The 25,201-nt window shown below is 43.4% G+C and carries 20 protein-coding genes and 1 other annotated feature; of the genes, 15 read left to right on the top strand and 5 right to left on the bottom strand.

The features are described 5' to 3' along the window. The first annotated feature begins 21 nt into the window (after nucleotides 1-21). Both ACDZ28_RS26230 and ACDZ28_RS26225 read left to right on the top strand, forming a co-directional pair. Nucleotides 22-828 (top strand): DNA alkylation repair protein, encoded by an 807-nt coding sequence (locus ACDZ28_RS26230; protein ID WP_375103185.1) that lies wholly within the window; start codon nucleotides 22-24, stop codon nucleotides 826-828. Nucleotides 829-1,109: 281 nt separating this feature from the next. After that, nucleotides 1,110-2,660, top strand: a complete 1,551-nt coding sequence (locus ACDZ28_RS26225) for an acetamidase/formamidase family protein (protein WP_375103184.1) — start codon at nucleotides 1,110-1,112, stop codon at nucleotides 2,658-2,660. An 83-nt stretch (nucleotides 2,661-2,743) separates the two neighbouring features. Here ACDZ28_RS26225 and ACDZ28_RS26220 read toward each other — a convergent pair whose 3' ends face one another. Then, nucleotides 2,744-3,190: an Lrp/AsnC family transcriptional regulator gene (locus tag ACDZ28_RS26220; RefSeq protein ID WP_042128559.1), complete on the bottom strand. Its 447-nt coding sequence runs from the start codon at nucleotides 3,188-3,190 to the stop codon at nucleotides 2,744-2,746. 152 nt (nucleotides 3,191-3,342) lie between these two features. Beyond that, nucleotides 3,343-3,572 (top strand) — a binding site (T-box leader). Between the two features lie 100 nt (nucleotides 3,573-3,672). On the opposite strand from ACDZ28_RS26220, the gene tyrS reads away from it, so the two are divergent. The 3 genes from tyrS to ACDZ28_RS26205 all read left to right on the top strand — a co-directional run bounded on the left by tyrS (nucleotide 3,673) and on the right by ACDZ28_RS26205 (nucleotide 6,908). After that, complete coding sequence (gene tyrS / locus ACDZ28_RS26215; protein ID WP_042128557.1) at nucleotides 3,673-4,932, top strand: tyrosine--tRNA ligase; 1,260 nt, start codon at nucleotides 3,673-3,675, stop codon at nucleotides 4,930-4,932. Between the two features lie 230 nt (nucleotides 4,933-5,162). Continuing rightward, nucleotides 5,163-5,450 (top strand): hypothetical protein, encoded by a 288-nt coding sequence (locus ACDZ28_RS26210; RefSeq protein ID WP_042128555.1) that lies wholly within the window; start codon nucleotides 5,163-5,165, stop codon nucleotides 5,448-5,450. A gap of 213 nt (nucleotides 5,451-5,663) precedes the next feature. Then, entirely contained in the window at nucleotides 5,664-6,908 is a 1,245-nt protein-coding gene (locus ACDZ28_RS26205; protein ID WP_375103183.1) for an anaerobic sulfatase maturase, read from the top strand. Nucleotides 6,909-6,972: 64 nt separating this feature from the next. Here the strand turns inward: ACDZ28_RS26205 and ACDZ28_RS26200 are convergent, their stop codons facing one another. Further along, nucleotides 6,973-8,172 carry an ROK family protein gene (locus tag ACDZ28_RS26200; protein ID WP_375103182.1) on the bottom strand — a complete coding sequence of 400 codons (1,200 nt, stop codon included), beginning with the start codon at nucleotides 8,170-8,172 and terminating at the stop codon, nucleotides 6,973-6,975. A 186-nt stretch (nucleotides 8,173-8,358) separates the two neighbouring features. Between ACDZ28_RS26200 and ACDZ28_RS26195 the strand changes: the two genes are divergently transcribed. The 5 genes from ACDZ28_RS26195 to ACDZ28_RS26175 all read left to right on the top strand — a co-directional run bounded on the left by ACDZ28_RS26195 (nucleotide 8,359) and on the right by ACDZ28_RS26175 (nucleotide 12,958). Further along, nucleotides 8,359-9,021 carry a chromate transporter gene (locus ACDZ28_RS26195; RefSeq protein WP_375103181.1) on the top strand — a complete coding sequence of 221 codons (663 nt, stop codon included), beginning with the start codon at nucleotides 8,359-8,361 and terminating at the stop codon, nucleotides 9,019-9,021. Between the two features lie 11 nt (nucleotides 9,022-9,032). After that, nucleotides 9,033-9,566 (top strand): chromate transporter, encoded by a 534-nt coding sequence (locus ACDZ28_RS26190; protein WP_375103180.1) that lies wholly within the window; start codon nucleotides 9,033-9,035, stop codon nucleotides 9,564-9,566. A gap of 36 nt (nucleotides 9,567-9,602) precedes the next feature. After that, nucleotides 9,603-10,580, top strand: coding sequence for a formylglycine-generating enzyme family protein (locus tag ACDZ28_RS26185; RefSeq protein ID WP_375103179.1), 978 nt, complete (start codon nucleotides 9,603-9,605; stop codon nucleotides 10,578-10,580). Nucleotides 10,581-10,619: 39 nt separating this feature from the next. Next, entirely contained in the window at nucleotides 10,620-11,453 is an 834-nt protein-coding gene (locus ACDZ28_RS26180) for a helix-turn-helix domain-containing protein (RefSeq protein ID WP_375103178.1), read from the top strand. 107 nt (nucleotides 11,454-11,560) lie between these two features. Next, nucleotides 11,561-12,958, top strand: coding sequence for a sulfatase (locus tag ACDZ28_RS26175; protein ID WP_375103177.1), 1,398 nt, complete (start codon nucleotides 11,561-11,563; stop codon nucleotides 12,956-12,958). Between the two features lie 72 nt (nucleotides 12,959-13,030). Here ACDZ28_RS26175 and ACDZ28_RS26170 read toward each other — a convergent pair whose 3' ends face one another. Beyond that, a complete protein-coding gene (locus tag ACDZ28_RS26170) occupies nucleotides 13,031-14,809 on the bottom strand; it encodes a sensor histidine kinase (protein WP_042128544.1) in 1,779 nt (592 codons plus the stop codon). Beyond that, on the bottom strand, nucleotides 14,796-16,235 hold the full coding sequence (locus tag ACDZ28_RS26165; RefSeq protein ID WP_375103176.1) for a response regulator: 1,440 nt from the start codon (nucleotides 16,233-16,235) through the stop codon (nucleotides 14,796-14,798). The genes ACDZ28_RS26170 and ACDZ28_RS26165 overlap by 14 nt, the downstream gene beginning before the upstream one ends. A 250-nt stretch (nucleotides 16,236-16,485) precedes the next feature. Here ACDZ28_RS26165 and ACDZ28_RS26160 point away from each other — a divergent pair, with 250 nt between their 5' ends. The 5 genes from ACDZ28_RS26160 (at nucleotide 16,486) to ACDZ28_RS26140 (ending at nucleotide 23,599) form a co-directional block, all read left to right on the top strand. Next, nucleotides 16,486-17,454, top strand: coding sequence for a sugar ABC transporter permease (locus ACDZ28_RS26160; RefSeq protein ID WP_042128542.1), 969 nt, complete (start codon nucleotides 16,486-16,488; stop codon nucleotides 17,452-17,454). A 24-nt stretch (nucleotides 17,455-17,478) separates the two neighbouring features. Then, entirely contained in the window at nucleotides 17,479-18,378 is a 900-nt protein-coding gene (locus ACDZ28_RS26155; protein WP_375103175.1) for a carbohydrate ABC transporter permease, read from the top strand. Nucleotides 18,379-18,435: 57 nt separating this feature from the next. Beyond that, nucleotides 18,436-20,067 carry an extracellular solute-binding protein gene (locus ACDZ28_RS26150; RefSeq protein ID WP_375103174.1) on the top strand — a complete coding sequence of 544 codons (1,632 nt, stop codon included), beginning with the start codon at nucleotides 18,436-18,438 and terminating at the stop codon, nucleotides 20,065-20,067. Between the two features lie 121 nt (nucleotides 20,068-20,188). After that, a complete protein-coding gene (locus ACDZ28_RS26145) occupies nucleotides 20,189-22,084 on the top strand; it encodes a family 20 glycosylhydrolase (RefSeq protein ID WP_375103173.1) in 1,896 nt (631 codons plus the stop codon). Between the two features lie 15 nt (nucleotides 22,085-22,099). Next, entirely contained in the window at nucleotides 22,100-23,599 is a 1,500-nt protein-coding gene (locus ACDZ28_RS26140; RefSeq protein ID WP_375103172.1) for an arylsulfatase, read from the top strand. Nucleotides 23,600-23,680: 81 nt separating this feature from the next. Here the strand turns inward: ACDZ28_RS26140 and ACDZ28_RS26135 are convergent, their stop codons facing one another. Further along, nucleotides 23,681-25,135, bottom strand: a complete 1,455-nt coding sequence (locus ACDZ28_RS26135; protein WP_375103171.1) for a sulfatase — start codon at nucleotides 25,133-25,135, stop codon at nucleotides 23,681-23,683. Between the last annotated feature and the right edge of the window lie 66 nt (nucleotides 25,136-25,201).

Genomic DNA, 25,201 nt, shown 5'->3' with positions numbered 1-25,201 from the left:
ATAGATGAAGGGACGATTTCTATGGAGCATAGGAAGGGAGCTCGAAAAGTTAGCGATATTCCGACTGAGGTTGTTGAACTGTTACATAAAGGACAATTACAGACTGTAAATTTAACGGAATGGCTTGCTGTGGATCATCTTGTGCTGCTGGAAAAAGTGATGGACGAGCTAGGTTTTGGACAGGAATCCAACCCTATTTTGCAAAGGCTGAGCGATTTATCCGAAAAGAGAATCATGAAGCTGATACCAGCCATTGCGCGTGAGTTACAACAGGTATTAGAGAGTAAATCTGAGCGGGAACAATCCCGTTTATTCACAGCTTTAGCGCAGCATCTTTCCGATAGTGTCCGCTGTTGGGCTGCCTATATGATCGGTCTAAATCAATCTTTAAGTTTATCGCAAAAGCTAACGGCTATCCGTCCTTTTGCAGCGGATGATCATTTTGGGGTACGCGAGATTTCATGGATGGCTTTAAGAGAATCAGTAATTACAGAGTTGCACGAATCTATTAAATTATTAGAGCGCTGGGTTCATGATCAAGATCCGAATATAAGGAGATATGCGATCGAATTGACGCGGCCGCATGGTGTGTGGGCGAAGCATATTACTGCGCTTAAAGAAAACCCGGTAATTGCACTTCCGCTATTAGAACCACTGAAGTCAGATTCAGTGAAATACGTTCAGGATTCTGTAAGTAATTGGTTGAACGATGCGAGTAAAAGCAATCCGGATTGGGTGCTGCAGCTTAGTGAGAATTGGTTGATAACCTCAGATACAAAGGCAACGAAACGGATCGTAACCCGGGCTACAAGAAGTATTACTAATTAATAATGGAAAAAAGGTCCACTTTCAATTGAGATAAAACGCCGACACTTTGTTCATAAGTGAAGGCGTTTTTTATTGCTAAAAATGGGAACGGCAAGAATATCAAACGAGCAGTCTCAAAGATGTTGGCTTGGATTATTAAAGTCACATAATCATTGTGATTTATTATTTAAAGTAAAAATAAAGAAAATATTTATATTGTTAATCCTTAATTCATCTGTTATACTCAAAAACACAAAATGTTATATAAACTAACATTAAAATAAGCTGAGGAGGATGAAATTATGAAAAAACAAACTTTTCGCAAAACAAGTGTTATTTTATCAGCGGTTTTACTAGCGGGAACATCATTTAATGTTATGTATGCTGACACAAATAAAGGTCAGAATACACCGAAAACGCATGTGCTGAAGGCAAATTCTGAGACTGTTCGGTGGGGGAATATCGGTAAGGGTGATCCAGCTTTAACGGTACAATCTGGTGATATTGTATCGGTTGAAGCCATTACCCATCATTCCGGTGATGATTACGATCGAATGATTAAGGGGGATGCGGGAGTCGAAGATATTTTTCACTGGATAAAGGGGGAGAAGAACGAAGCGCTTCGCGGGCCAGGCGTACATATTATGACGGGACCTATTGCTGTAGAAGGTGCTGAACCAGGGGATGTTCTGGAAGTGAAAATTCTGGACATGAAGCTAAGACCTAATGGCAATGACAAATACGCTGGCAAAACCTATGGCGTGAATGCCGCGGCGAACTGGGGTTATCTGTACGGAGATATGGTGGAGGAGCCGAAAAAACGTGAAGTGGTCACCATCTATGAGATGGATACAGAGGGTGGAACAGATTATGCAACAGCTGTTTATAATTATAAATGGACTGTTCAGACTGATCCGGATGGTCAAGTGCACCCGACAATCGACTACCCAGGCGTAATTGTAGACCATAATACGATTGATAAGAACTTTGATGTATTGAAAGGTGTGAAAATTCCGGTACGTCTACACTTCGGTACAATGGGTGTTGCACCTAAAGAAGCGGACATCGTAGATTCAGTACCCCCTTCTTACAATGGTGGCAACGTAGATGATTGGCGTATTACTGAAGGTGCAACGATGTATTATCCTGTATCTGTACCAGGGGCGCTACTGTCGATTGGTGATCCGCATGCGGGGCAAGGGGATGCCGAAATTAACGGAACTGCTATCGAGACATCCGTGACGGGTGATATTCAAGTCGTTCTTCATAAAAAAGCGACGCTTAACAAAAAACTGAATGGATTAAGTTTCCCATTACTAGAGAACGAGAATGAATGGGTCGTACATGGGTTCAGTTACGCGAATTATTTGGAGGCACTTGGAGCTAGTGCACAAAAAGATATCTTTAAAAACTCATCCATCGACAAAGCGATGAAAGATGCTGCTCATAAAACAAAAGATTTTTTAATGGACGGAATGAATTTGAGCGAGGATGAAGCGTACTCCCTGATGTCTGTGTCAACGGATTTCGGAATCACACAAGTAGTGGATGGAAACTGGGGAGTGCATGCTTTGATCGATAAAGGTCAATTCGGTGATTCGGAGCGTAAGGCTGTGGGATTACGTAGCAGCTTTGAAGGTTTTGGTGCGAAGGTGAGTTGGAAACCGACTACTCAGACAGTTACTATAAGCTACAATAACAATGTGCTTGAGATGAAAGTCGGGGCGACGACAGGAGTGTACAATGGTGAAATCGTTAAGCTCGTTGCTCCAATAGAAGTTGTAAAAGAGAAGATTGAGGTCAGCGAATATTTTGCGAATTTTTATAAAGCTAAGCTATCTAAAACAGAGTAGAGTGAATTAATTAGCAATTATTCGATTATATCCTTCAGTATCCATTTAAGAAAAAGAACCGTCTTATTTAGCCGGTTCTTTTTTTATATATTTAGACCATCCTGATTTTTGTGGCGCTTTAATAAAATTTGGTTTTCTACACGTACTAGACCATCCAGACAGTAGATTGATTCATGCATAAACCGTTCCATCTCTTCAAGATTCTCAACCAGAATATGGATGTGAAGAATGCAAGGACCAGTCATTTCATAAAGTACTGCAACGCGTTCGTTTTCTTTCAGGACTTCGACAATATGATTTAAATGAGCAGGCTCTACTTCAAGTTCCAGATAAGCGGAAATTTTCTTGCCAAGCTTCTCCGCGCTAATGACAATAGAAAATTGCTCAATGATTCCTTGGTTGACGAGCCGATCAATACGGTCTTTTACCGCTACACTGGATAAATTAACTTCTTTAGCCAGATCAGTATAGGATATTCTGCTGTTTTGGGCCAGCCGCTGCAAAATATGATTATCGATAGGATCAAGCATGCGGATTCGTTCACCTCTTTTTCCGTAATTGTAACAGAAAAAAGATGGAAATGCCTAGTAGTGCATCACAGCAGGAGTGTGTCTTAGGATTCTCAGCTTAAGATAGTTGACATTGAAGAATTATTTCTCTATACTGGCTGTAATCTTATAAACGATATACGTTGAAGAAGCCCAGTAGTAGCTTAGTCCCTGTTCCAGAAAGCCGGGGGTCGATGAAACCCGGTACACACTAAGAGTACGAATTACACTTTGGAGTATCTCGGCTAACCCCGAGCGGAATGGCGAACGATATCTCGTCACGAGTGGCATCAATGCTGTGCTTTAGCTTAATGTTTCATTGATGCAATCTGGGTGGTAACACGGTTATTCAATCGTCCCTATGTCTACAATAGACAAGGGGCGATTTTTTGTTTTTTAAATATAAGGGTTTATATGTTTCACTTCATCAATAGGTTATCTACTAATTTAAGGGGTGTTAGGCAATGAATATTATCGACGAACTAGAATGGCGCGATGCCATCAATCAACAAACCGATGCCGAAGGGCTTAAAGAATTGACCAACCAGAAATCCGTTTCAGTGTACTGCGGTGTAGATCCAACGGGTGACAGTATGCATATTGGCCACTTGATTCCGTTCATGGTACTCAAGAGATTCCAACTTGCGGGACACCGCCCAGTAATTCTAATTGGTGGTGCTACTGGTACGATCGGTGATCCAAGTGGACGCCAGTCCGAGCGCTCTTTGCAAACATTGGAGCAAGTGCAAGCGAATGTTGATGCACTTACTGCTCAGATGAAAAAACTGTTCGTGACCGATGGCGATAATCAAATCCGCATGGTCAACAACTACGATTGGACGCATAAAATCAATGTTATCGAATTTTTGCGTGACTACGGGAAGAACTTCAGCATCAATTCGATGCTTGCCAAGGATGTTGTAGCGAGCAGATTGGACAGCGGAATTTCATTTACAGAATTCTCCTACCAAATCCTGCAATCTCTAGATTACCTGCATCTATACAAACATGAAGATGTGCAGCTGCAAATTGGTGGCTCGGATCAGTGGGGGAACATTACAAGCGGTCTGGATTTAATCCGTAGAAAAGAAGGCTCTGAGGCTGTAGCATTTGGACTTACTATCCCGCTGATGTTGAAAGCCGATGGTACGAAATTCGGTAAATCAGCTGGGGGAGCCATTTGGCTGGATCCGAACAAAACGACGGCATTTGAGTTCTACCAGTTCTGGGCGAACACTGATGACCGTGATGTTGTGAAATACTTGAAGTACTTTACATTCCTGTCTAAAGAGCAAATTGATGCGCTTGCTGAAAAAGTACAGACCGAACCGCATAAACGTGAAGCGCAAAAAACACTTGCCGAAGAAATGACAAGATTCGTGCATGGTGAAGAATTACTAGAGCAAGCTAAACGCATTACTGCTGCTTTGTTCAGTGGAGATATCAAGTCCCTAACTGCTGATGAGATCGAGCAAGGCTTCAAGGAAATGCCGACTTACGAAACGACTTTGGAATCCAAGAATATCGTGGAATGGCTAGTTGATCTCGGTATTGAGCCATCCAAGCGTCAAGCGCGTGAGGATATCACCAAAGGAGCAATCTCCATGAATGGTGAGAAAGTTAGCGATGTTGGACTTGAAGTTACAGCTAGCGAAGCTATCGGTGGCCGGTTTATCATTATCCGTAAAGGGAAGAAAAACTACAGCTTGGTGAAATTGTCCTAGAGGAAATAGTGCGAAAAAGCCTTCCTTATATGTATAAGGGAGGCTTTTTGTTAGGATTGATATTCTCATTCTGTGATTAGGGACTTTTTTTCGACGTATTAAATTGAAAATCGAAAGGTAAAATAGTGAAAATTATGTTAAGCTTAGGATTCGTGTGATTTATGGATTAACATGATAGTCTGAAACCATATTGGAAAATTAGGAGTGGTAATTTGAGAAGACAAAAACCAATGACCATGGAAGAATTGATGAATGAGCTACAAGGTCAGAAAATGAATCAAGAAGATCCCAATCACATCTCTTTTGAGAAGTTGTTTAATGAAGCGTTTATGAGTAAGTATTCCAATTGCAAGAGCTTCGATGAGTTTCTAATCAAAGGGAACTTTCAAGTAAAGTCAGAAGAAGATGTTGATGACATACCTGATGAACTTTTTGATCGTCATGTGGTGAGGGAGACGAAGTTTGCGGATTGGAAATCAATGTTGGAAACAGCAAATAAAGAATACGTTCGTAATTAATAAGACGTAGTGTCTAACTACCGTTAGACTCATCCTCAAAGAAACTGCACCTCCATTACTTTGTCTCAACAGACAATAGGGAGTGCAGTTTTTTTATCTCCGGATATTCGACAAACTATGATGTTTTGCTCATCGTTGACATACGTACCTATGATTTAATTGAAGCAATAAGTAAGCGCTTTAACAAATAATACATAGGAGTGGCAAAATCGTATGACAACATACATACAGACCTCGAAGCCTGAGACGCTTCATGTCATGTGGAAAACCGTCTCAGAGGATTGTAATTTAGCCTGTGATTATTGCTATTACAGCACAGCAGGGGGACATCCTCATCAACCGATCCGAGTGATGGATACGAATCTTTTAGAGCGGTTTATCGCTCAGTACATGAGTAGATCTTCAGGGATAGCGACTTTCTCTTGGCAGGGTGGGGAGCCGCTATTAGCCGGACTTCCGTATTTTGAACAAGTGATTTCACTGCAGGCGAAGTACGCTCCACCTCATACGATGATAAGTAATGCGCTGCAGACCAACGGAACGCTTATTAATGAGAAATGGGCGAAATTTTTTAAACGGTATAACTTTTTGGTCGGGATAAGTCTGGACGGTCCTGAGCCTATTCATGATTCTCATCGTATAACGGGATCGGGAAAAGGCAGTTATGATTTAGTTATGCGTGGAATTCGTCATTTACAGAATGAGGGTGTGGAGTATAGCATTTTGACGGTGATTCATGAGGATAACGTGACGAGTCCAGATGAGTTGATGTCATTTTACCAAGAACATAAATTTCCTTATATTCAGTTTATCCCTTGCATGGATTTTGTTTCACAAAATAGTGATATGCATGGACGCTTCCGAATTACACCTGAACAATACGGAGTGTTTTTATGCCGTACATTTGACTTGTGGTACAACGAGGGGTATCCAGAGCTTCCCATTCGCATTTTCGAGAATATGCTTCTTGTACTCATGAATCGTGAACCGGAGTTATGCGTTCACAACTCATGCTGTCCGAAGATGATGGTACTTGAAACGAACGGGGATGCCTACCCTTGCGATTTCTTTATCGATGAAGAGCACAGGTTAGGAAATATCAGCCAAACCGATCTAGAAGTGCTGCTTGCCAGCCCAGTATATGATGACTTTTTGTTAATGAAGCCCGATATGAAAGAATCATGTCATAAGTGTGAGTACCTTAGCTTTTGCAATGGGGGATGCCCGCGCAACCGAAATTGGCTTGATGTTAAGGATCGTAATGAGGTTGATTATTTTTGCCACAGCTACAAAATGTTCTATTCACATACTTATGAACGCATGATGATGCTTGCGAACCGACTTAGATCGGAGCAGGTGATGGAGTTCAGGAAAAGTGCAAAATCACTTCCGGGTCGAAATGAACCATGTCTCTGCGGAAGCGGGAAAAAATTCAAAAATTGCTGTCAGCCATTATAGGTCAGATTCAAAAAGGCCATCCCAACAATCATGCAAATGGTTGTGGGACGGCCTTTTTATGTTGCTAGAGAACCATGTGATTTCTCACCATTATAGCCGCACCGGTCACCACAGCTTCTTCTTTTAATGTACCTAGAGAAAATTGAGGTTGGTATTCAGGATAACGATAAGTGTTTCTCTGGGCTACCTCCACTGCCGTTTGGAAGAACAAATCGTGAGAGTGGATGAGCGCACCACCTAGAATGATGGTCTCAGGATGAAATAAATTGATGACATTAGCGAGGCCAATACCGAAGTGAATGGCGGCTTGCGTAAATAATTCGCGTGCGTGTGGATTACCGTCTCTAAAGGCTTGTACAAGAACATCATAAGTCAGCTTCTCTGGCGAAACTTTATATCTTTGGAGGATCAGGTCATTGTCCATGTTCGCCTCCGAGCGTGCACTTTGTTCCAGTGCCTGGACGGATACAAATGCTTCCAGAGCTCCGTAGTTCCCATCATTATTTAATCGGGGGCCGTCAGTCTGAATGATCATTTGACCAATTGCATCTTCCATATCCATCGTGCCATGAACAATACTTCCATGCGACATCATCGCATAGCGGAGTCCTGCTCCAGCATGTACATAAAGCATATGTTGAATATTAGTATGACGAATTGACCATCGTTCCCCAAGCAGTGCGGAATTGGCACCGTTGTCCAAGAAAGCTTTGAAGCCTGTCCGTTCCTTTACCAGCTTGCAAATCGGAAGATTGTTCCAGCCTGGAGAAGGGAAGTGTAGCGGTTTTAGGATCAAGCCATTTTCGCGGTCAAGTGGCCCCACAGCCCCTACTCCTATCCCTATGATTTGACTGTCCACTAACTGATGATCCCTGAGGAAAGCGCGTATTTGATTACTTACATGATCCAAAAATCTTTCAGGTGTGAATGCCTGATCCATTCTCCAATGAACAATTGATTTTGGGTTCATTTGCATATCAAATAAACCAAGGGAAGAATACAATCTGGAAATCTCTAAACCGATGATGTAACCGTAGGAAGGATTGATCTGGTATAAAATAGGTCTTCTTCCTCCGCTAGATTCCCCAAATCCGCATTCTATCAGCAAGCCTTCCTCCGTCATTTCATCCAATATTCGAGTCATTGTGCTTTTGGTCAGTGAAAATGTTTGTAGAAGGTCCAACTTGGAAACAGTACCTTGTTCGGCGATTTGGTCATATAGGAGTTTCTTTGGGGATGGAATGTGTGTCGAGCGCTTTTCCACGATATACCTCCAAACTATATATAGGATGAACTAGTAAGATCGTTTTTAATAAAGTTTGTATTTATTAACATTAATATAGTATAACTCATAAACCATAGATTGTATTTTACCGTTCAAAAAACTTAATTCCATTTTGGGAAAAAGTGTTATAATGAAATTACTACAGAATATATAAGGGTGGAGTTCATGAGAACAACTATGAAAACAAATGTGATGACGAATACAGACCTCAGGGTAAGTTTACTGTTCCAGTTGTTTTGGGTATTTGTTCGAATCGGTCCCGTAACTTTTGGGGGCGGTTATGCAATGATCCCCATGATCGAACGGGAAATTTCCGCTAAACGGAAATGGTTGGGTGAAGAGGAGATGGATGAAATTCTATCTCTAGCTGGCGCTGCGCCAGGTGGTGTAGGTGTAAATGCAGCGGCATTCATTGGTTATCGTCTTGCTGGTGTGAAAGGAGCAATTGCTGCAATCGCAGGGATTACGATTCCAACCTTTATCATTGTTTGTTTGCTTAGTGCTGTATACTCACAACTGGCCGATCAACCAAAAGTTATTGCCGCTATGAAGGGGATTCATGGTGCTGTTATTGCCTTGATCCTAGTAGCTGCATATCGAATGGCCAAGAACGCTATATTTGACAAGACTACAGCTGTTACAGCGATAGTTATACCGGTCGTTTTATTAGTTTTCGGAATCAATCCCATTTACGTGATCGCAATTGGATTAATTATCGGGTTTGTCTACTTACCAATCAAACAGCTCTTAGGGCTGCAGGTTCGGATGGAGAAGGAGTCCTTGAATGATTCTGATGAAGAGTCGAATTATCCGGAGTATTACATCTAGGGGGATGCGATGTGATTTGGAATTTATTTTTTATTTTTATTAAAATTGGACTGCTCTCCTTTGGTGGAGGGTACGCCATCATTCCGATGATTCAGCATGAAGCTATGGCTGGCGGCTGGTTATCCGAAAGGGAATTTCAAGAGGTAGTTTCCATCGCAGGGATGTCACCAGGCCCTGTTGCAACTAACAGTGCCACCTTGATTGGATATCGTGTAGCTGGAATTGAAGGAGCGATTGTATCCACATTAGGCATGGTTCTACCTTCATTAATCATCATCATTGTTATTTCCATCTTCTTTTATCGGGTGAGAGACAGTCATTGGATTAAAACGTTATTCTATGGTTTACGTCCAGTGATTACAGGCTTGATTGCTTATGCTGCGATTCGGTTTGGCTTAAATAGCGTGGAACATGCTTTTATTAGTTGGCAGACCATTGGTACGTTGATCATTGTATTCGCTGGACTTTATGGTTTAATGAAATATAAGCTGCATCCGCTCACCATTATTGTTGCCTCTGGTATTGTTGGTGTAGCCTTTTTTTAGATAGAGCCGCGACAATCCCAGATTGGAGGTAAGTACATGTCAGAGAATATACGGGCTTGCTGTTCAGCTAGTAGAAATCAAATTGAGAAACAAGGGTCCGTCGATATTTGTAAGGAGTACACAACGGTCCAAGGACTAGAAGAGGATAAAGATTTATCGGACATGATCCTTATTCCGGGAGGTACTTTTCTTATGGGGACGGATGACAAAGAAGGTTTTCCGGCAGATGGAGAAGGGCCAGCAAGGAATGTTACCTTATCTACCTTTTTGATCGATGCAACTGCAGTTACGAATAAACAGTTTGCTTTATTTATCAAGGAAACAAACTACGTTACAGATGCGGAACGTTTTGGATGGTCTTACGTGTTTCATTCTTTTGTTTCCAAAGAGACAGGGGAAAAGGTAACCCAAGTGGCGACTCAAACCCCCTGGTGGTGGGTGGTAGACGGAGCGGATTGGAGCCATCCGGAAGGCCCGGATTCGCATGTAGACGAACGCCTTGATCATCCTGCAATTCATATATCATGGAATGATGCGGATGCGTATTGTCGCTGGGCCGGCAAACGTCTTCCTACGGAAGCGGAGTGGGAGTATGCCGCAAGAGGAACTCTGGTTCAGAAACGTTATCCTTGGGGTGACGAATTAAAACCGGGTGGAGAGCATCGCTGCAATATTTGGCAAGGAAAGTTCCCCGATAAAAATCATGCCAGCGACGGTTATGCAGGTACGGCACCGGTGAAGTCCTATCAACCTAACGGATATGGTCTTTATAATATGTCAGGAAATGCGTGGGAATGGTGCGAGGATTGGTTTACGCCGGACTATCATTTGTCTTCCGGTTCTTTGAATCCGAGAGGCCCGGTAAGCGGTGTAGCAAGGTCGATGCGAGGAGGATCGTATTTGTGCCATAAATCTTATTGTAACCGTTATCGGGTGGCAGCCAGAAGCAAAAATACACCAGACAGCTCAGCAGGGAATATTGGCTTTCGATGTGCGGCTGATTTTACAGGTTGAGAATACATAAAGACTACTACATTAGAAGGAGGAACTTCTTTGTCCTCTATCATTCATAGTCAGTTTGAGATCACCGTGCTGGATGTCATAAAAATTCAATATCAGAAGCGGGCCTTATTCGATTACGTCCAGTCTTGTTATACCGTCTCTTATATCCAAAAAGGTGAGGTATTGACGACATCCTCCGAGGGTGATTATGTTGCTTCTGCCGGAGACGTGATGATCCACCGTCCTAATGAACCTTTTAATGTGATCTCCAAAACGGATGGTGTACATTATCTGTTTAATATTAACGCTAAAGTTAAAGACGGAGATGATTTCTTTAAGTTATTCCCTCTAGGCAAGGTGATTCGGGTCCGGGATCGAAGCGAATATGAGCGAAGGTTTGACGAGCTGCGAAGCCTGTGGCTGCAGGAGGAAGATGATTTCAGAAATGTTCAGGTCGGTTCATTGGCATTTTTTCTCCTTTATGAAGTTATGGAGAGCACCAAGCTTGGCGGGCGCCGCTCATCTCGAGACCCCTATGTCACGGACCGCTTTAACGAGGCGTTGCAATATATGGAGGAGAGACTTGATCAGGAGATTAGTAGAGAGGAGCTTTCCAAGCTCTATCATATGAATCCGGTTTATTTTAGCCGGGCATTTCAGAAAATATATAAACTGACACCTATGCAAATGCTTCGAAAATTGCGGCTGCAGCAAGCTAAACAAATGTTGGAATATACAGATTATACCATCGAGCATATCTCCCAAAGATGTGGTTATTATGATGCCTCGCACTTCAGCAAGGTATTTCGTGGCGAATACGGCAAGGGTCCGGCTGAGCACCGAAAAAGTATCGAATTTACAAAAACAAACATCGCCACTCCATAGCGGAGTGTTCCATATTCATTTACTCTTATAAGCATGAGCAGATCATTCTAAGCTGCCCGAATCGAACGTAATCATTCGAGCAACAGGAAAGGTAGGGAAAATACCTCATGAGAATCTTATATTTGGATTTGGATTCGCTTCGCCCGGACCATCTGGGATGTTATGGCTATCCTCGGAATACCTCCCCGAATATCGATTTAATCGCTAAAGAAGGGGTTACCTTTACCAACTATTATTGTTCAGATGCTCCGTGTCTGCCGTCTCGTTCCGCTTTAATGTCAGGGAGATTTGGCATTCATAATGGAATTGTAGGACATGGGGGAACCGCTGCTGATATGCGTAGAGAAGGGCCCAAACGTGAATTCAATGATCGACTAGGAATGGAGAGTATTCCCGCTATATTAAGGCAAGCGGCCATGAAAACCACATCGATCAGCACCTTCGCCGAACGACACTCGGCCTGGACCTTTAATGCCGGATTTCAAGAAGTGTTCAATGTTGGTGGAAGGGGGCATGAGACGGCAGAGCAGGTGCTTCCAGTGGCACTTAAATGGCTTGAGGATAACGGGGAGTCCGAAAATTGGTTTCTGCACCTGAATTTCTGGGATCCTCATACGCCTTATCGTACACCTGAGAGCTACGGTAATCCGTTTGAGAAGGAGCCCTTACCCGATTGGATCACTGAAGATGTGTTTGAGCTTCACCGAAATAAGAAAGGGCAGCACAGTATAGAAGATATGAATGCGCTCGCTAAATCGCATTATTATCAGCATTTCAGGCATAATCAGGAAATAGTGAATCATGAGGACCTCCGTGTTATCTTCGACAACTATGATGCTGGAGTCAAGTATCTGGATGAGCATCTCGGAAAAGTCTTCTCCAAGCTGAGCGCACTTGGCGTGATGGAAGATACGGCTATCATAATCTCTGCGGATCACGGTGAGAGCCTGGGTGAGTTAGGGATTTACTCTGAGCACGGCACGGCAGATCAGGCGACTTGCCGCATTCCGATGATAGTTCGCTGGCCAGGGGGCAAGAAGGGAATCGTGGAGGATGGGCTACATTATCACCTTGATCTTGGACCCACATTAGCAAGCCTTTTGAATTTGAAAAAGGCTCCTTCATGGGATGGAGAAAGTTATGCAGGCGCCATTCTGGAGGGACATTTGGGAGGGCGTGACTATCTCGTAATCTCACAATGTGCACATGTGTGTCAACGCAGCGTCCGATTTGCCGATTGGTTATATATACGAACCTATCATGACGGACACCATGGATTCCCGAAAGAAATGTTGTTTGATTTGAAGGACGATCCTTACGAACAACATAATCTTGCTGAAGTGCGTAAAGACATCTGTATGAATGCCGTCTATCTATTGAATGAATGGCATGACAACATGATGGGTTCCATGGATTGTGATATAGATCCATTATGGACGGTACTTAAGGAAGGCGGACCCTATCATGCGAAAGAGTATGTGAACTTATCTTCACAGGATGCTTAGAGATGACCTAGTGAAAGCAGAGAACTAAAGACATAAAAATGGAGGTCGCCCATCAAGGGGCAACCTCCATTTTTATGTTCTGGCTTCTTGTTGATCTATCAAAGATCCGGGAAGCCTCAAAACGGTCTTCGTCCCACTGCCTGCCTTACTGAACAGCAGAACTCCACAAGGATCACCGTACTTTAGATTTAGACGGTTGTTGACGTTTAGGAGCCCGATATGATCACCGGATTCTATGTTCTTACCAGCCAGCAACTCGGTTAGTTGTTCCAATCTTGCAGGGTCGATGCCTACACCATTATCTTCTACAGCGATTTCAAGCAGTCCCGCTGCACTTTTCTCTACTGTGATCAGCAAGATGCCCTGACCTTGAGCCTCAAGCCCATGACCAAGTGCATTTTCGACAATGGGTTGAAGGATCATTTTTGGTACGGGAATATGTAACCATTCCTGTGGACAGAACAGCTTGTATGTGAATTTGTCCGGGAAACGGCCTTGATATATCCTTACACAAGATTCTGCGATCTTCAGTTCCTCTCCAAGAGTTACCTCCGCTTTACCTTTGATACTGTACTTGAGCATTGTGCTTAGGGCGGTAGTCATCTCGAAGATATCCCGATTTCCTTTTACGATTGCAACGCCTTTGATTGTATCTAAAGTATTGCTTAAGAAATGGGGATTAATTTGACTTTGCAAATACGAGTATTCGGCTCGTTGCTTTTCCAGATCAGTCTGGTAAAGCTGAGTGGACGCATCGATTAATTGGTCCGTCAAATCATGAATCCGTGTTGTCATATCGTTGAACTGTCTAGAGATGATTTCAATCTCAGCGTAGCCCTTTAAATCCACCTTATTGTTTAATATTCCCAGACTTCCGCCCTTTAATTGATTCATATAACGCATAAGCCTAGATAATGGTCTTAAGAGATTCATCATGAGCACAGAGTAGGGAATAGAAACGACCAACAAGATTAATGCCAGAAAAGCGTAGCTGACCTTCTTTAATTTCTCCAGTTCCTTCATTAAATTATGGACAGGAACGGCGGTAATGATTTTTCCAGAGATCTCAGGCAGGCGAAAGGATTGAATAGCATATTTTTTTCCGTTGACTGTTTCTACGATGGACTCTCCGTCACTTCCCGTTGCCCGATTTTGAAACTGCTGGAGCATATCTTCCGGCTCATCACTATTAGAGTAGATCATCCCTTTATCATCCATCATAAAAAAACTGGTTCCAACCAAACGAGGGTACTCTGAAATTTCTGTTTGAATGGCTTTCATATCTACAATAACTGCGATATAGCCGATTTTTTCTCCATATAAAGACGTGTCACCTGAAGCGAAGATGTTCATCCCGAATAGTAACTTTCTCTTGTCGATAACCTTGTCAGGAGGACTGTATCCGCGATAATGTACGATTCCATCCTCCCCGGCAGTCTTCATAAGATCAACAGCATATTTCGTTCTTCCCGCTAATGAAATACGAGTGTTTGAGGGTCCGATAACAATAATATCCAGGATATCCGTATTCATATTTCGGGCGATACTCAATAGTCCCTCTACCTTTTGTGAGAGGTCGTACTCCCGGAGCTTATCATTCTCAACGAGAAACTTTTGGACGGTGGAGTCGTACCCTACATTCATCATCATAGATGAAACGTTGGCATAGTTGGCAGAAATCCGTTGCTTAAGGAGGGAAACTAGTTCTGTATTATATTGCGTATTCTGATTGATGATAGTCTCGCTTGATAATTGATAAACCTTTGAGACGATGATTGGGATAATGGCAACGATAAACAGCCCGAATAACAGAACCTGAGTACGGATGGAGAGTCGCTTAAATGTCTTCATTGTTTTCTTCCCTATATTGCGTTGGTGTCATTTTGATATGCCGCTTAAAAATCCGTGTGAAGTAGAAATAATCCTGGAAACCGCATTTCTCACCGATTTGGTATATGGAAAGATCGGTTTCAACCAGCATTTTACAAGCGTATTCAATCCGTAAACGACTAATATGTTCGATGATGGTCTCCCCGACCTCTTTTTTGAATAATTGGCATAAGTAATTTGGACTTAAAAAAAACTGATTGGCTAAATGCTGGATGGAAATTTCTTGATTAAAATGGTTGCGGATATATAACATAATTTCTTTGACTTTGCTATTGGAAATTCGTGAAATATCAGTTTCGTTTCTGTTCATAAAAATATCAAGCGTCATAAGAATCAGATCATCGATCATGGCTTCAGCCGTGCCGTAGCGATAATAGAGCTGTTCATACCCCTCAAAAAAACGACCGTTAACCCGAGTCCCTTCCCGAGGAAATAAGTACAGGATCGAGGTGTAGAGCAAATAGGCTTCTTTAATGGTGAACGTTCCCTCTTTGAATAACTTCTTTATCGATTCCATGGCTGCTATAAATCCGAGCCGGTCTTTACTATGAATAATCCGGGAAATCTCTTTAAGCTTCTCGTCGATCAGCCATTCTTGTTGCTGATTCACATGATAACATCCAGGCATTCCCGTCGCGAACATACTGAATGCAGCGTGAGAAGCGGATTCTAAAGCCGCATCCAATTGGTGTATATCCGAAATAGGAGGACCGATCCCGACTCCGCACTCTTGTACAACCTCAGTTTGTTCAAGACCCCGGAGGAAAACTTCGTATTGGCCCTCTTCTAACAAATAGCCATACCGACGGCGGCTCATCGGGAAGACCAGGGAAGAGAACTGCCCGACTTCTACTGGTGAACTTAATCCTTGGATAACAATAGGGATATGAGGCGTATCGATTGACAAAGGTATTCTCTTCTCATCCAACCATAAGCTAATCCGTTCAAGATCTCCGGAACAAACCGCTTCATACAGTTCGAAGTCGTGGACAGGATTTTCTTTAACTGCCTTCGATTCGTGTTGCTGGGCTATTCGGTTAAGCATGCCTTCAATTTCTTCGATTTCAAAGGGTTTCAGGCAGTATCCGAAAGTACCATAATTCATCGCCTTCTGAGCATAAGCGAACTCTGCATGTCCGCTTAGTACGATGAAAATGGTATCAGGCGCGATTGCCTTGCCACGTTGTATGAGCTCTAATCCATTCATTACAGGCATCTTAATATCTGTTAGAACAAGGGTGGGGCGAAGCGATTGAATTAATTGAAGGGCTTCTTGCCCGTTTTCGGCATCGTCGATCACTTCAAAGCCGTATTTCTTCCAATTCACTCCTGCTTTAATTCCTTCTACAATCCACTTCTCATCATCTGCAATAATCACTGAACGCATAAGTGAATCCCCCTTTCTCTATGGTGCTCCTAAATTCATCCTAGCGATTGTGGACCAAGGGGGGTATGGATTATCTTACGCTCACTATGTCGGATATTAAGCGTCACCGGAAGGCCACTCGCTAAAGTGTGAAAAATCCACATGTTCGGAGTTGTATTCTCTATACAAGAGAATTTACACTCCCGATATAATTTACCATATAAATCGCTTACACGCATAAACAATCTCATACAGAAAGGTGGGGAGAAGATTGGCTGATTCTGTAACCGCTCGTACGCCTAAGCGAAGCTTAAAAACTCGTACGCCTAAGCAGAGCTTAGGAAAAACGATTTTACAGTACAAGTATTTTTACCTCATGGTTCTACCGGTGTTAATCTGGTACGCCCTCTTCAGCTATGCTCCCATGTACGGTGTAACGTTAGCATTCAAGTCATTTAATTACAGTAAGGGGATTCTGGGAAGTCCCTGGATCGGCTTGGAGAATTTTCAAACGTTGTTGACCGACCCCGATTTCCGCAGGGCATTTTGGAATACGGTCATTATCAGCTTGATGAAGTTGATCATTCATTTTCCAATGCCCATTATCCTGGCGATTGTTTTATATGAGTTTTCCAGGACCAAAATGAAGCGATTTTTTCAGACGATCCTAACGTTCCCGCATTTTATTTCGTGGGTTGTGTTGTCGGGGATTATCATCAATATTTTAAGCAAAGACGGGATTTATAACCAGATCATCATGTTGTTTGGCGGGGATCCGAATTCTCCGCTTGTGGATGAAAGTGCATTCAGGCCAGTTCTGTATCTCACACATGTATGGCGAGAGATCGGTTGGGATTCAATCATTTACCTGGCGGCGCTTGCTGGGATCAATCCAGAGTTGTTTGAAGCGGCAGAAGTGGACGGAGCGAACCGGTTTCGCCGTTTGCTTAACATCGCATGGCCGGGCTTGAAGAGTACAGTCGCAGTCCTGCTAATCCTTCAAGTTGGACAACTACTAACCCAAGGTTCGAGCTTCGAGCAAATTTTTAACCTGTATAGTTCACCGGTATATTCGGTTGCCGACACGATCGATACATACATTTATCGGACTTCTTTCACGATAGGAAGCGACTTTGGCTATATGACCGCTGTGGGTGTCGTCAAGTCCATTATCAGTCTGATTCTCTTATGGGCGGCCAACACGTTTGCTAAGAAGATGGGCGAGGAAGGACTGTATTAATTTGCATGAAAAGGGGAGAAGCAAGTGACCGACACAACGGTTAAAAAGAGAAAAAAGTGGAGTGTCTTCGATATCGTCGCATTCGTGGTTCTGGCGCTTCTAGCACTAGTAACATTTTTTCCCTTCTATAATGTTCTTATTATCTCTGTTGCAAGGTTCGAAGCGATTAGTAAAAGCGACTTTTATATTTTTCCACTTTCGTTTGACTTGTCGGCCTACAAGCTGTTGCTTCAGGATATGAAGTTTTGGTCTTCAATTCTAAATTCTGTCATCGTAACGGTGGTTGGCGTGTTGTTCAGCATGACGATCTCTGTTGCAGGAGCATACGCATTATCCAAGCGGGGAATGCCCGGAAGAAACATAATGCTTAGCTTGATCTTGTTCACTATGTTTTTCAATGGCGGTTTAATTCCCTTTTACCTAGTCGTAAAGGATTTAGGATTCGTAAACAATATACTCGTCATGATCATACCCGCCGGTCTCAATACGTTTTATCTAATCATTATGAAAAACTATTTCAACACGATTCCTGAAAGTCTGGAAGAATCAGCTAAGCTGGATGGGGCAAATGATCTGTACATTCTTTACAAAATCATTATTCCAATCTCTGCTCCATTCATGGCGACCTTTGCTTTGTTCTATGCCGTGGAAAGATGGAATGAATGGTGGTACGCGTTGATCTTTATCAGTGACGCCTCAAAAGCTCCTCTCCAGATTTATTTACGAGAGACACTTATCACTTCGAATTCCCTGCTAAGTCAAATGGCACAGACGATGGCCGAGCAAGAGCAGACCGGGAAGGTCTACACCCCTGCACTTCAGATGGCAGCTATTGTGGTTTCGAGTATTCCGATTATTGTTGTTTATCCGTTCCTTCAGAAGCATTTTAATAAAGGCATTATGGTTGGATCAATAAAAGGATAAGAAAGATTTTAAATAGATTGATTCTATCCTAAAATAGTATAAAGGGAGGTTTATAGCATGTTTAGAAAGAAAATGATGACACTGGCATTATGTATAACTTTATTAGCTTCGGTGCTCACGGCTTGCGGTGGAGGCAATAACGACAAGGGGCAGGCGGGATCAAACGGTGAAGCGACTACGGATTCTTCTAATTCCACTGACAATCCTTACAAGGATCCGATGACGATTACGCTTGGTTTTTGGGATGCAGATGCTGAAATTGCTAACATTGAAAAAGATCCGATCGCCAAACAAGTATTGGAAAAATTCAATATTACATTAAAACCTGTCAATATGACTTGGGATGACTATACCCAGAAGATTCAAATGTGGGCTGCTTCCGGCCAATTGCCTGATATCTTCGCAATCGACGCCGTCGGCACGCAATATCAACGTAAATGGGTAGAACAAGGTGTTGTCAAAGCGCTTCCGGACCTTTCTAAGTATCCTAACCTTGCAAAATACTTCGAATCGCCGGATATTAAAGGCTTGGGTGTAGACGGAAAGTATTATACGGTTCCTCGCCGGATGTTCCCAAGTGTCGATTGGAGCGCACTGGATCGTATGGTGTTCTATCGATGGGATCTTGCTCAAAAAGCTGGTATTACAAAAGAACCAGAGACATGGGAAGAGTTTGAAGCCATGCTTGAGGCAATCGTGAAGTCGGATCCGGAAGGGAAACATATTACGGGTCTTACGACGACAACTACCAAGATGCTGGGCGGATTTTTCTGGTTGTACGGTAACCCGGTCGCCACGAGTGATGGAAGCGGCAGCGATTTTAAATGGATCAAAGAGGACGGTAAGTTTATCCCGGCTGTATTTTCGAAAAATGCGCTGCCAGCGCTTCAAAACATGAAGAATATGTACGAAAAAGGATTGATCGATCCAGATATCGCGCTTGTCAAGCCTGCAGAGTCTTATGACAATTTCGTAGCAGGCAAAGCAGCGGCTCTCCTGAGCGGTGGCGGTTTTATAAATTTAAATAGCGATATGTATGAAAAACGCTGGAAAACAGCTTATCCGAATAAGGATATCATGGAGAGCGTGAAGGCACTCAAGCCGCTTATTGGCCCAGATGGTGAACGCTCACATGCCATTTTTAAAACATATTGGTCGGAAAGTTATTTCAGCAATACGGTTGACGATAAAAAGATGGATCGCATCATGGCACTCTATGATTATGTGTTGTCACCGGAAGGCAAGGACTTATTGACTTATGGTATCGAGGGCGTGGATTACAAGATTGAAAATGGGAAGAAAGTTGTCATTGAAAAGGGTTCTTTAAATGAGAAGTATCCGGCTAGCAGATTTCTAAAGAATTTGGTGGCATATGAAACTTCGGACAGCTACACCATGGATAACCCGACAATTTCTAACGAAGGAATCCGCAAAGAAGCTGTCGATTATATTGATTGGATTCAGAAGAATACGAAGGTTCCGGATTACGACATTCGGTTAACTTATATGTCCACACCGACGAAGGATAAGTTCACTGTGCTTGACCATGATGATCTGCTCAAGATCATGCTTTCCAAAGAACCGGTGGAGAGTTACTGGAATAGTATCGTGAACGATTATAAGGCTAAAGGTCTTGATAAAATGATAGAGGAAGTAAATGCGAAGGCTAAGGAACAAGGTATTGAATAATTAGTTAATAGAGAAGATCCGGGCTGAAGTAGCTCGGATCTTCCGTTTAATGACTTAGTATAGAACCAAGAATGTGCGGCGCTACTGATCGCATACTTATAAGATTGGGAGGGGATAGTCTATGAACCTTAGCGTTCACTTGACAGGGTTAAATGAGAAACAGCTTTCATCCGTTTCAGAAGTAGCTGGAATATTGGGAATCCGAATGGAACCGTCAGGGATTCCGGTGAATTGTAGGCACCAAGGTAAGGGGATTCGAATATCTTTCGATGAGGTTCAGGTTATCATTGAATATGAAAAGGAGCATCAATTGATCCGGGCGCTCAGCCGATTCCTCGAGAACATACGTAGAGGAGAAAGAGTTGAAATTAATGAATCGCCGGTTTATGAACAGCTAGGCTTCATGGTAGACTGTTCGCGAAATGCTGTTCTTAATAATGAAGGATATAAGGAATTAATCCGGCGTTTAGCACTTATGGGATATTCAACGGTTCAATTGTATACGGAAGACACGTACGAACTAGAGGGACACCCTTATTTCGGTTATTTGAGAGGCCGATATACAGGGGATCAGATTCGGGAGATGGACCAGTATGCCGCGTTATTTGGTATAGAGCTGGTTCCCTGTATTCAGACGCTGGCCCATCTCGGCCAAGCTTTGAAATGGCAGGCGCATGCACCGCTTGTGGATTTCCAGGATATTCTCCTTATTGATGATCCCGGAACTTACGAGTTAATTGATCGAATGTTCGCTTTTATGTCTGCTCATGTAAGCAGTCGCCGCATAAATATTGGGATGGATGAAGCTCATATGATGGGACTTGGTAAATACCTTGATAAGCATGGGTACCAGGATCGATCCTCCCTTATGTTAAAACACTTTAACACTGTTATGGAAATCGCCAGAAAATATGGTTTCCGTACGATGATGTGGAGTGACATGTTTTTCCGTCTGGCCAGTGCCGGGGAATATTACGATGCTGAAAGTCCAATCAGCCCCGATATTGTTAAGCTGATCCCCGAAGATGCTACCTTGATCTATTGGGATTACTATTCGGAGACGCAGGAGAAATACGACGGAATGTTACGCAAACATAAGCAGCTGAATGATCATATCGGATTTGCAGGTGGAGCGTGGAAATGGATGGGGTTCGCTCCGAACAATGAATTCAGTCGCCAAGTCAGTCTGTTGGCACATGACAGCTGTGTTAAGCATGGAATTCAAGAAGTGCTGATAACTGCATGGGGAGATAACGGCGCTGAGGCTTCGGTTTTCTCGGTTCTTCCTACCCTTCAACTTTGGGCCGAGCTGTGTTATACAGGACATTTCGTGGAGAACCATGTCAAAGAAAGATTCAGTAGCTGCGTGCAAGGCAATTATGATGACTTTATGGCGCTTGATGCGGGCAATTTGGTTCCAGGAAATTCGGCACCGGGGGGATGCTCCATTAATCCCGCTAAATACTTGCTTTATCAAGATGTGCTGTGTGGCTTGTTTGATCGACATGTTGTTCCTAACGTGTATTCGAAGCATTATCAGCAAAGTGCGGAAATGCTCGAACAGGCGATCACGCGTAATTCGCCTTGGCAATCCTTATTCTCTGTACAAGCCAGTTTGTGTCGCTTGCTAGAAATAAAGAGTGAAATCGGGATTTCTATACGCGATGCTTATCATCGGGGAAATTTACAGGAATTAGCTCACTTTGCCAATGTAATTTTGCCAGAGCTATCAGATTTGACCGGGCGATTTATGGATGACTATCGGGTACAATGGGAGCTGGAAAATAAGGTGTTTGGTTTTGATGTTTTTGATCTTCGTATGGGAGGAATGCTTCAGAGGATTAGGACGGCTATTCATCGAATTAATAGTTATGTTGAAGGGAAAGTGGAACAGATAGCTGAATTAGAAGAGGAGCTGCTGACGTTCGACGGTCTCGTTGACGATGACGGTCCAAGAGCGATAAGTGCGAATTTGTGGCATACGATCGCAACACCTTCCGTCATCGCAGGAGTATAAGAAAGGAGTGAGGTTATGATTGACACTAATCTGGACCATCATAATGGCACAAAGCGGCCTAACCTTTTGCTTATCACAGTGGATCAAATGCGTTTTGATTGCCTGAGCATCATGGGACATCCCGTCATTGAGACACCCAACCTGGATTCTCTTGCATCAAGAGGGATATTATTTGAACACGCTTACTCAGCTACCCCGAGTTGTATTCCCGCGAGGGCTGCTATCATGACAGGAATGGGCCAAAGATCACATGGGCGGGTGGGGTATCAGGATAAGGTTGAATGGAATTACGCCCATACGATTGCCGGAGAGCTTGCTCAAGCGGGTTATCATACGCAGTGTGTTGGCAAGATGCATGTATATCCTGCACGTAATCTATGTGGATTCCATAATGTAGTGCTTCATGATGGATATCTTCACTACAATCGGGACAAGAGCCAAGCCATATATGATGAACACTATGATCAAGTGGATGATTATTTACAATGGCTGCGAAGACAAACCAATGCCAATTCGGATATCACGGACTTAGGACTTGATTGCAATGCCTCAACAGTTGCTCGCCCCTGGCACTTGCCGGAAGCGATGCATCCAACGAATTGGTGCGTAACCGAGTCGCTAGACTTCTTACGAAGAAGAGACCCAGGAAAACCATTTTTCCTATGGTCCTCCTTCGTTCGTCCACATTCCCCCTTGGATCCGCCGCAATCTTATCTAGATATGTACAAGGACTTGGAATTTCCTGATCCTCCAGTTGGAGATTGGGTGGACGAGAATGCAGCTTTAAACAGAGCTAAGGATCCAACATCTTCGTTCACTCATTTGCCAAAGCGCAGATTGGATCGTGCCCGTGCCGCCTATTATGCGCTTATTACGCATCTTGACGACCAGATTGGGAGGTTGATCAATGGGCTGCAGGAATATGGAGTATTAAATGAAACTTTGATTTTATTCACTTCTGATCATGGTGAGATGATGGGGGATCACCATTACTTCCGTAAGTCTCTTCCATATGAAGGGAGTGCTAAGATTCCTTTCTTATTGTATGACCCGGGAGAAACGCTGGGACTTCTTGCAGGTTCCCGGCTCGATTCCGTTGTAGAGCTTCGCGATATTATGCCAACATTTCTTGAGGTTGCTGGCATCCAAATCCCAGTTACAGTTGAAGGGCAAAGTGTGATGCCACTGTGTAGGGGAGATCAGACAGTGTGGCGGTCTTATATTCATGGGGAGCATGCCTATGGCGAAAAGTCCCACCACTTCTTAACAGACGGAAGAGAGAAATACATTTGGTATTCTCAGACAGGGGAAGAGCAGTTCTTCAATCTAGTGACCGACCCCTCAGAGAAGGTTAATGCAATCGGATACACCGATAATTTCGAGCGTATACGTGAATGGAGAGAGCGGCTTATTCACGAGCTGGAGGGACGAGAGGAAGGGTTTGTAAACAACGGTGAATTGATTGCCGGACGTCCGATTTCTCATATTCTAAAGGCTTGCGAAATAGGGAAATGATCTAAACGAAGGGCAACCTGAACATTCAGGTTGCCCTTCGCCTGTTACGGAAATATTAAGGGTGTTAGCATGTGTTTTGATTTACCAGCTACTCCGGCGTTCTGGCAAAGGGTCCTGATCCTGAATCATCCGATGAACAAGCAATTCTACCATCCAAAGGCGAATTTCACTATAATCGGGATCTTCATAACGATTGAAGTTCTCTTGAGGATCCTCTTTCAAATCATATAACTCACCGTAAGTCTCTCCTGCAAAGATAACCAGCTTATAACGTGTTGTACGCAAACACTTAGCGTTAATGCCTCGATCATGAGCAATATAAGCGGTTAGTGCAGAATTACGGACATGAGGCTTCCTTCCAGCCAGCACCTCCATCTGTGACAAGCCTTGAACTCCGTAGGGACAGTTGAGACCTGCGGCTTCAAGCAGTGTGGGTACAATATCCACATGCTCCATCAAAGCAGAAACCCGTTGCCCGGAAACAATTCCAGGACCGCGTACGATCATCGGGATCCGCGTTAGACCTTCATAAAACCAAGGTCCCTTGTAAATTAGTCCGTGGTCGCCGAGTAGCTCTCCATGGTCGCTGGTGAATAGGACGACTACATCATCGTACATTTCTTTTTGACGCCAAGCCTTTATAATTCGTCCAATCTGTTCATCAATGAAGGTAATCATCGCATAATAATTTCGAGTGAGCCGTTTTATAAGCGCTTCATCAAGAGAATGCTCCTCACCGCCGCCAGGCCAATAGCCATCCTGACCCTGACGCAGTAGATGTTGAGGACGAAGATGCACATTATCAGCTTCTCTGGTTCGTATTGAGATGTCTGTGTCCGCGTACATATCTGCGTATGCCTTTGGAGGATCAAAGGGATGATGTGGATCGACGAAACTGGACCATAAGAATAGCGGTTGCTCGGTTTTGTGAGAGAGGATAGCTTCGATGCTCCGTTCAGCAATCCAGTATGTCTGATGCAGCTCTGGAGGAATTTCACTCTCCCACACGTCGTTTTGAGCATCAGAGGCTTTATAACGGTCCTTGCTGAAACGCTCAGCTACTTCAGGATTGCGCGCCTTAAGCCACTCTATGTATTCACCGATGCAATTGTCTTCAGTAATATGATGCTCATCAAAACCATAGTAAGTTCCATCGGAGGCTCTTCCGCGATCACGATAAGCAGGCTCTTCATACTCCTGAGAAAAGTCCCCCTTCATTTGTGGACGGAAATGCATCTTTCCTACACCGATGGTTTTATAATTCGCTTGCTTGAGATGATCGCATAAAGTAAGTTCATCTTCTTTTAGTGCGGTACCGATGTTCCAAGCACCGTGAACATGAGGGTACCTTCCTGTAAAAATGGAGGATCGTGAGGGTGTGCAAACAGGACTAGCACAGTAAGCTCCAGTGAAGAGCGTGCCTTCCGAAGCAAGCTTATCAAGCTCAGGTGTTAATACGGAAGCATTTTCGATTCCAAGCGCATCCGCACGCATTTGATCTGTGGTAATTAACCAAATATGAGTTCTCTTTGACATCCGTAAAAACCTCCTATGAATATAGTGTATAGCATCACAAAAGCCTCTAGCAACCAATGAATTCTC

Origin of the sequence: Paenibacillus sp. RS8 (assembly GCF_041956825.1) — a bacterium.
In the GTDB taxonomy this organism is placed as follows: domain Bacteria; phylum Bacillota; class Bacilli; order Paenibacillales; family Paenibacillaceae; genus Paenibacillus_AQ.
Note: the sequence above shows the minus strand (reverse complement) of the source record. Positions and strands in the feature narration are given on the sequence as shown.

What these genes read in the sequence shown, in the direction of transcription:
- ACDZ28_RS26210 (WP_042128555.1), top strand. Translation starts at nt 5,163, where the DNA reads ATGACCATGGAAGAATTGATGAATGAGCTACAAGGTCAGAAAATGAAT.
- ACDZ28_RS26170 (WP_042128544.1), bottom strand. Translation starts at nt 14,809, where the DNA reads ATGAAGACATTTAAGCGACTCTCCATCCGTACTCAGGTTCTGTTATTC.
- ACDZ28_RS26150 (WP_375103174.1), top strand. Translation starts at nt 18,436, where the DNA reads ATGTTTAGAAAGAAAATGATGACACTGGCATTATGTATAACTTTATTA.
- ACDZ28_RS26220 (WP_042128559.1), bottom strand. Translation starts at nt 3,190, where the DNA reads ATGCTTGATCCTATCGATAATCATATTTTGCAGCGGCTGGCCCAAAAC.
- ACDZ28_RS26185 (WP_375103179.1), top strand. Translation starts at nt 9,603, where the DNA reads ATGTCAGAGAATATACGGGCTTGCTGTTCAGCTAGTAGAAATCAAATT.
- ACDZ28_RS26195 (WP_375103181.1), top strand. Translation starts at nt 8,359, where the DNA reads ATGAGAACAACTATGAAAACAAATGTGATGACGAATACAGACCTCAGG.
- ACDZ28_RS26225 (WP_375103184.1), top strand. Translation starts at nt 1,110, where the DNA reads ATGAAAAAACAAACTTTTCGCAAAACAAGTGTTATTTTATCAGCGGTT.
- ACDZ28_RS26135 (WP_375103171.1), bottom strand. Translation starts at nt 25,135, where the DNA reads ATGTCAAAGAGAACTCATATTTGGTTAATTACCACAGATCAAATGCGT.
- tyrS (WP_042128557.1), top strand. Translation starts at nt 3,673, where the DNA reads ATGAATATTATCGACGAACTAGAATGGCGCGATGCCATCAATCAACAA.
- ACDZ28_RS26230 (WP_375103185.1), top strand. Translation starts at nt 22, where the DNA reads ATGGAGCATAGGAAGGGAGCTCGAAAAGTTAGCGATATTCCGACTGAG.
- ACDZ28_RS26205 (WP_375103183.1), top strand. Translation starts at nt 5,664, where the DNA reads ATGACAACATACATACAGACCTCGAAGCCTGAGACGCTTCATGTCATG.
- ACDZ28_RS26145 (WP_375103173.1), top strand. Translation starts at nt 20,189, where the DNA reads ATGAACCTTAGCGTTCACTTGACAGGGTTAAATGAGAAACAGCTTTCA.
- ACDZ28_RS26165 (WP_375103176.1), bottom strand. Translation starts at nt 16,235, where the DNA reads ATGCGTTCAGTGATTATTGCAGATGATGAGAAGTGGATTGTAGAAGGA.
- ACDZ28_RS26175 (WP_375103177.1), top strand. Translation starts at nt 11,561, where the DNA reads ATGAGAATCTTATATTTGGATTTGGATTCGCTTCGCCCGGACCATCTG.
- ACDZ28_RS26140 (WP_375103172.1), top strand. Translation starts at nt 22,100, where the DNA reads ATGATTGACACTAATCTGGACCATCATAATGGCACAAAGCGGCCTAAC.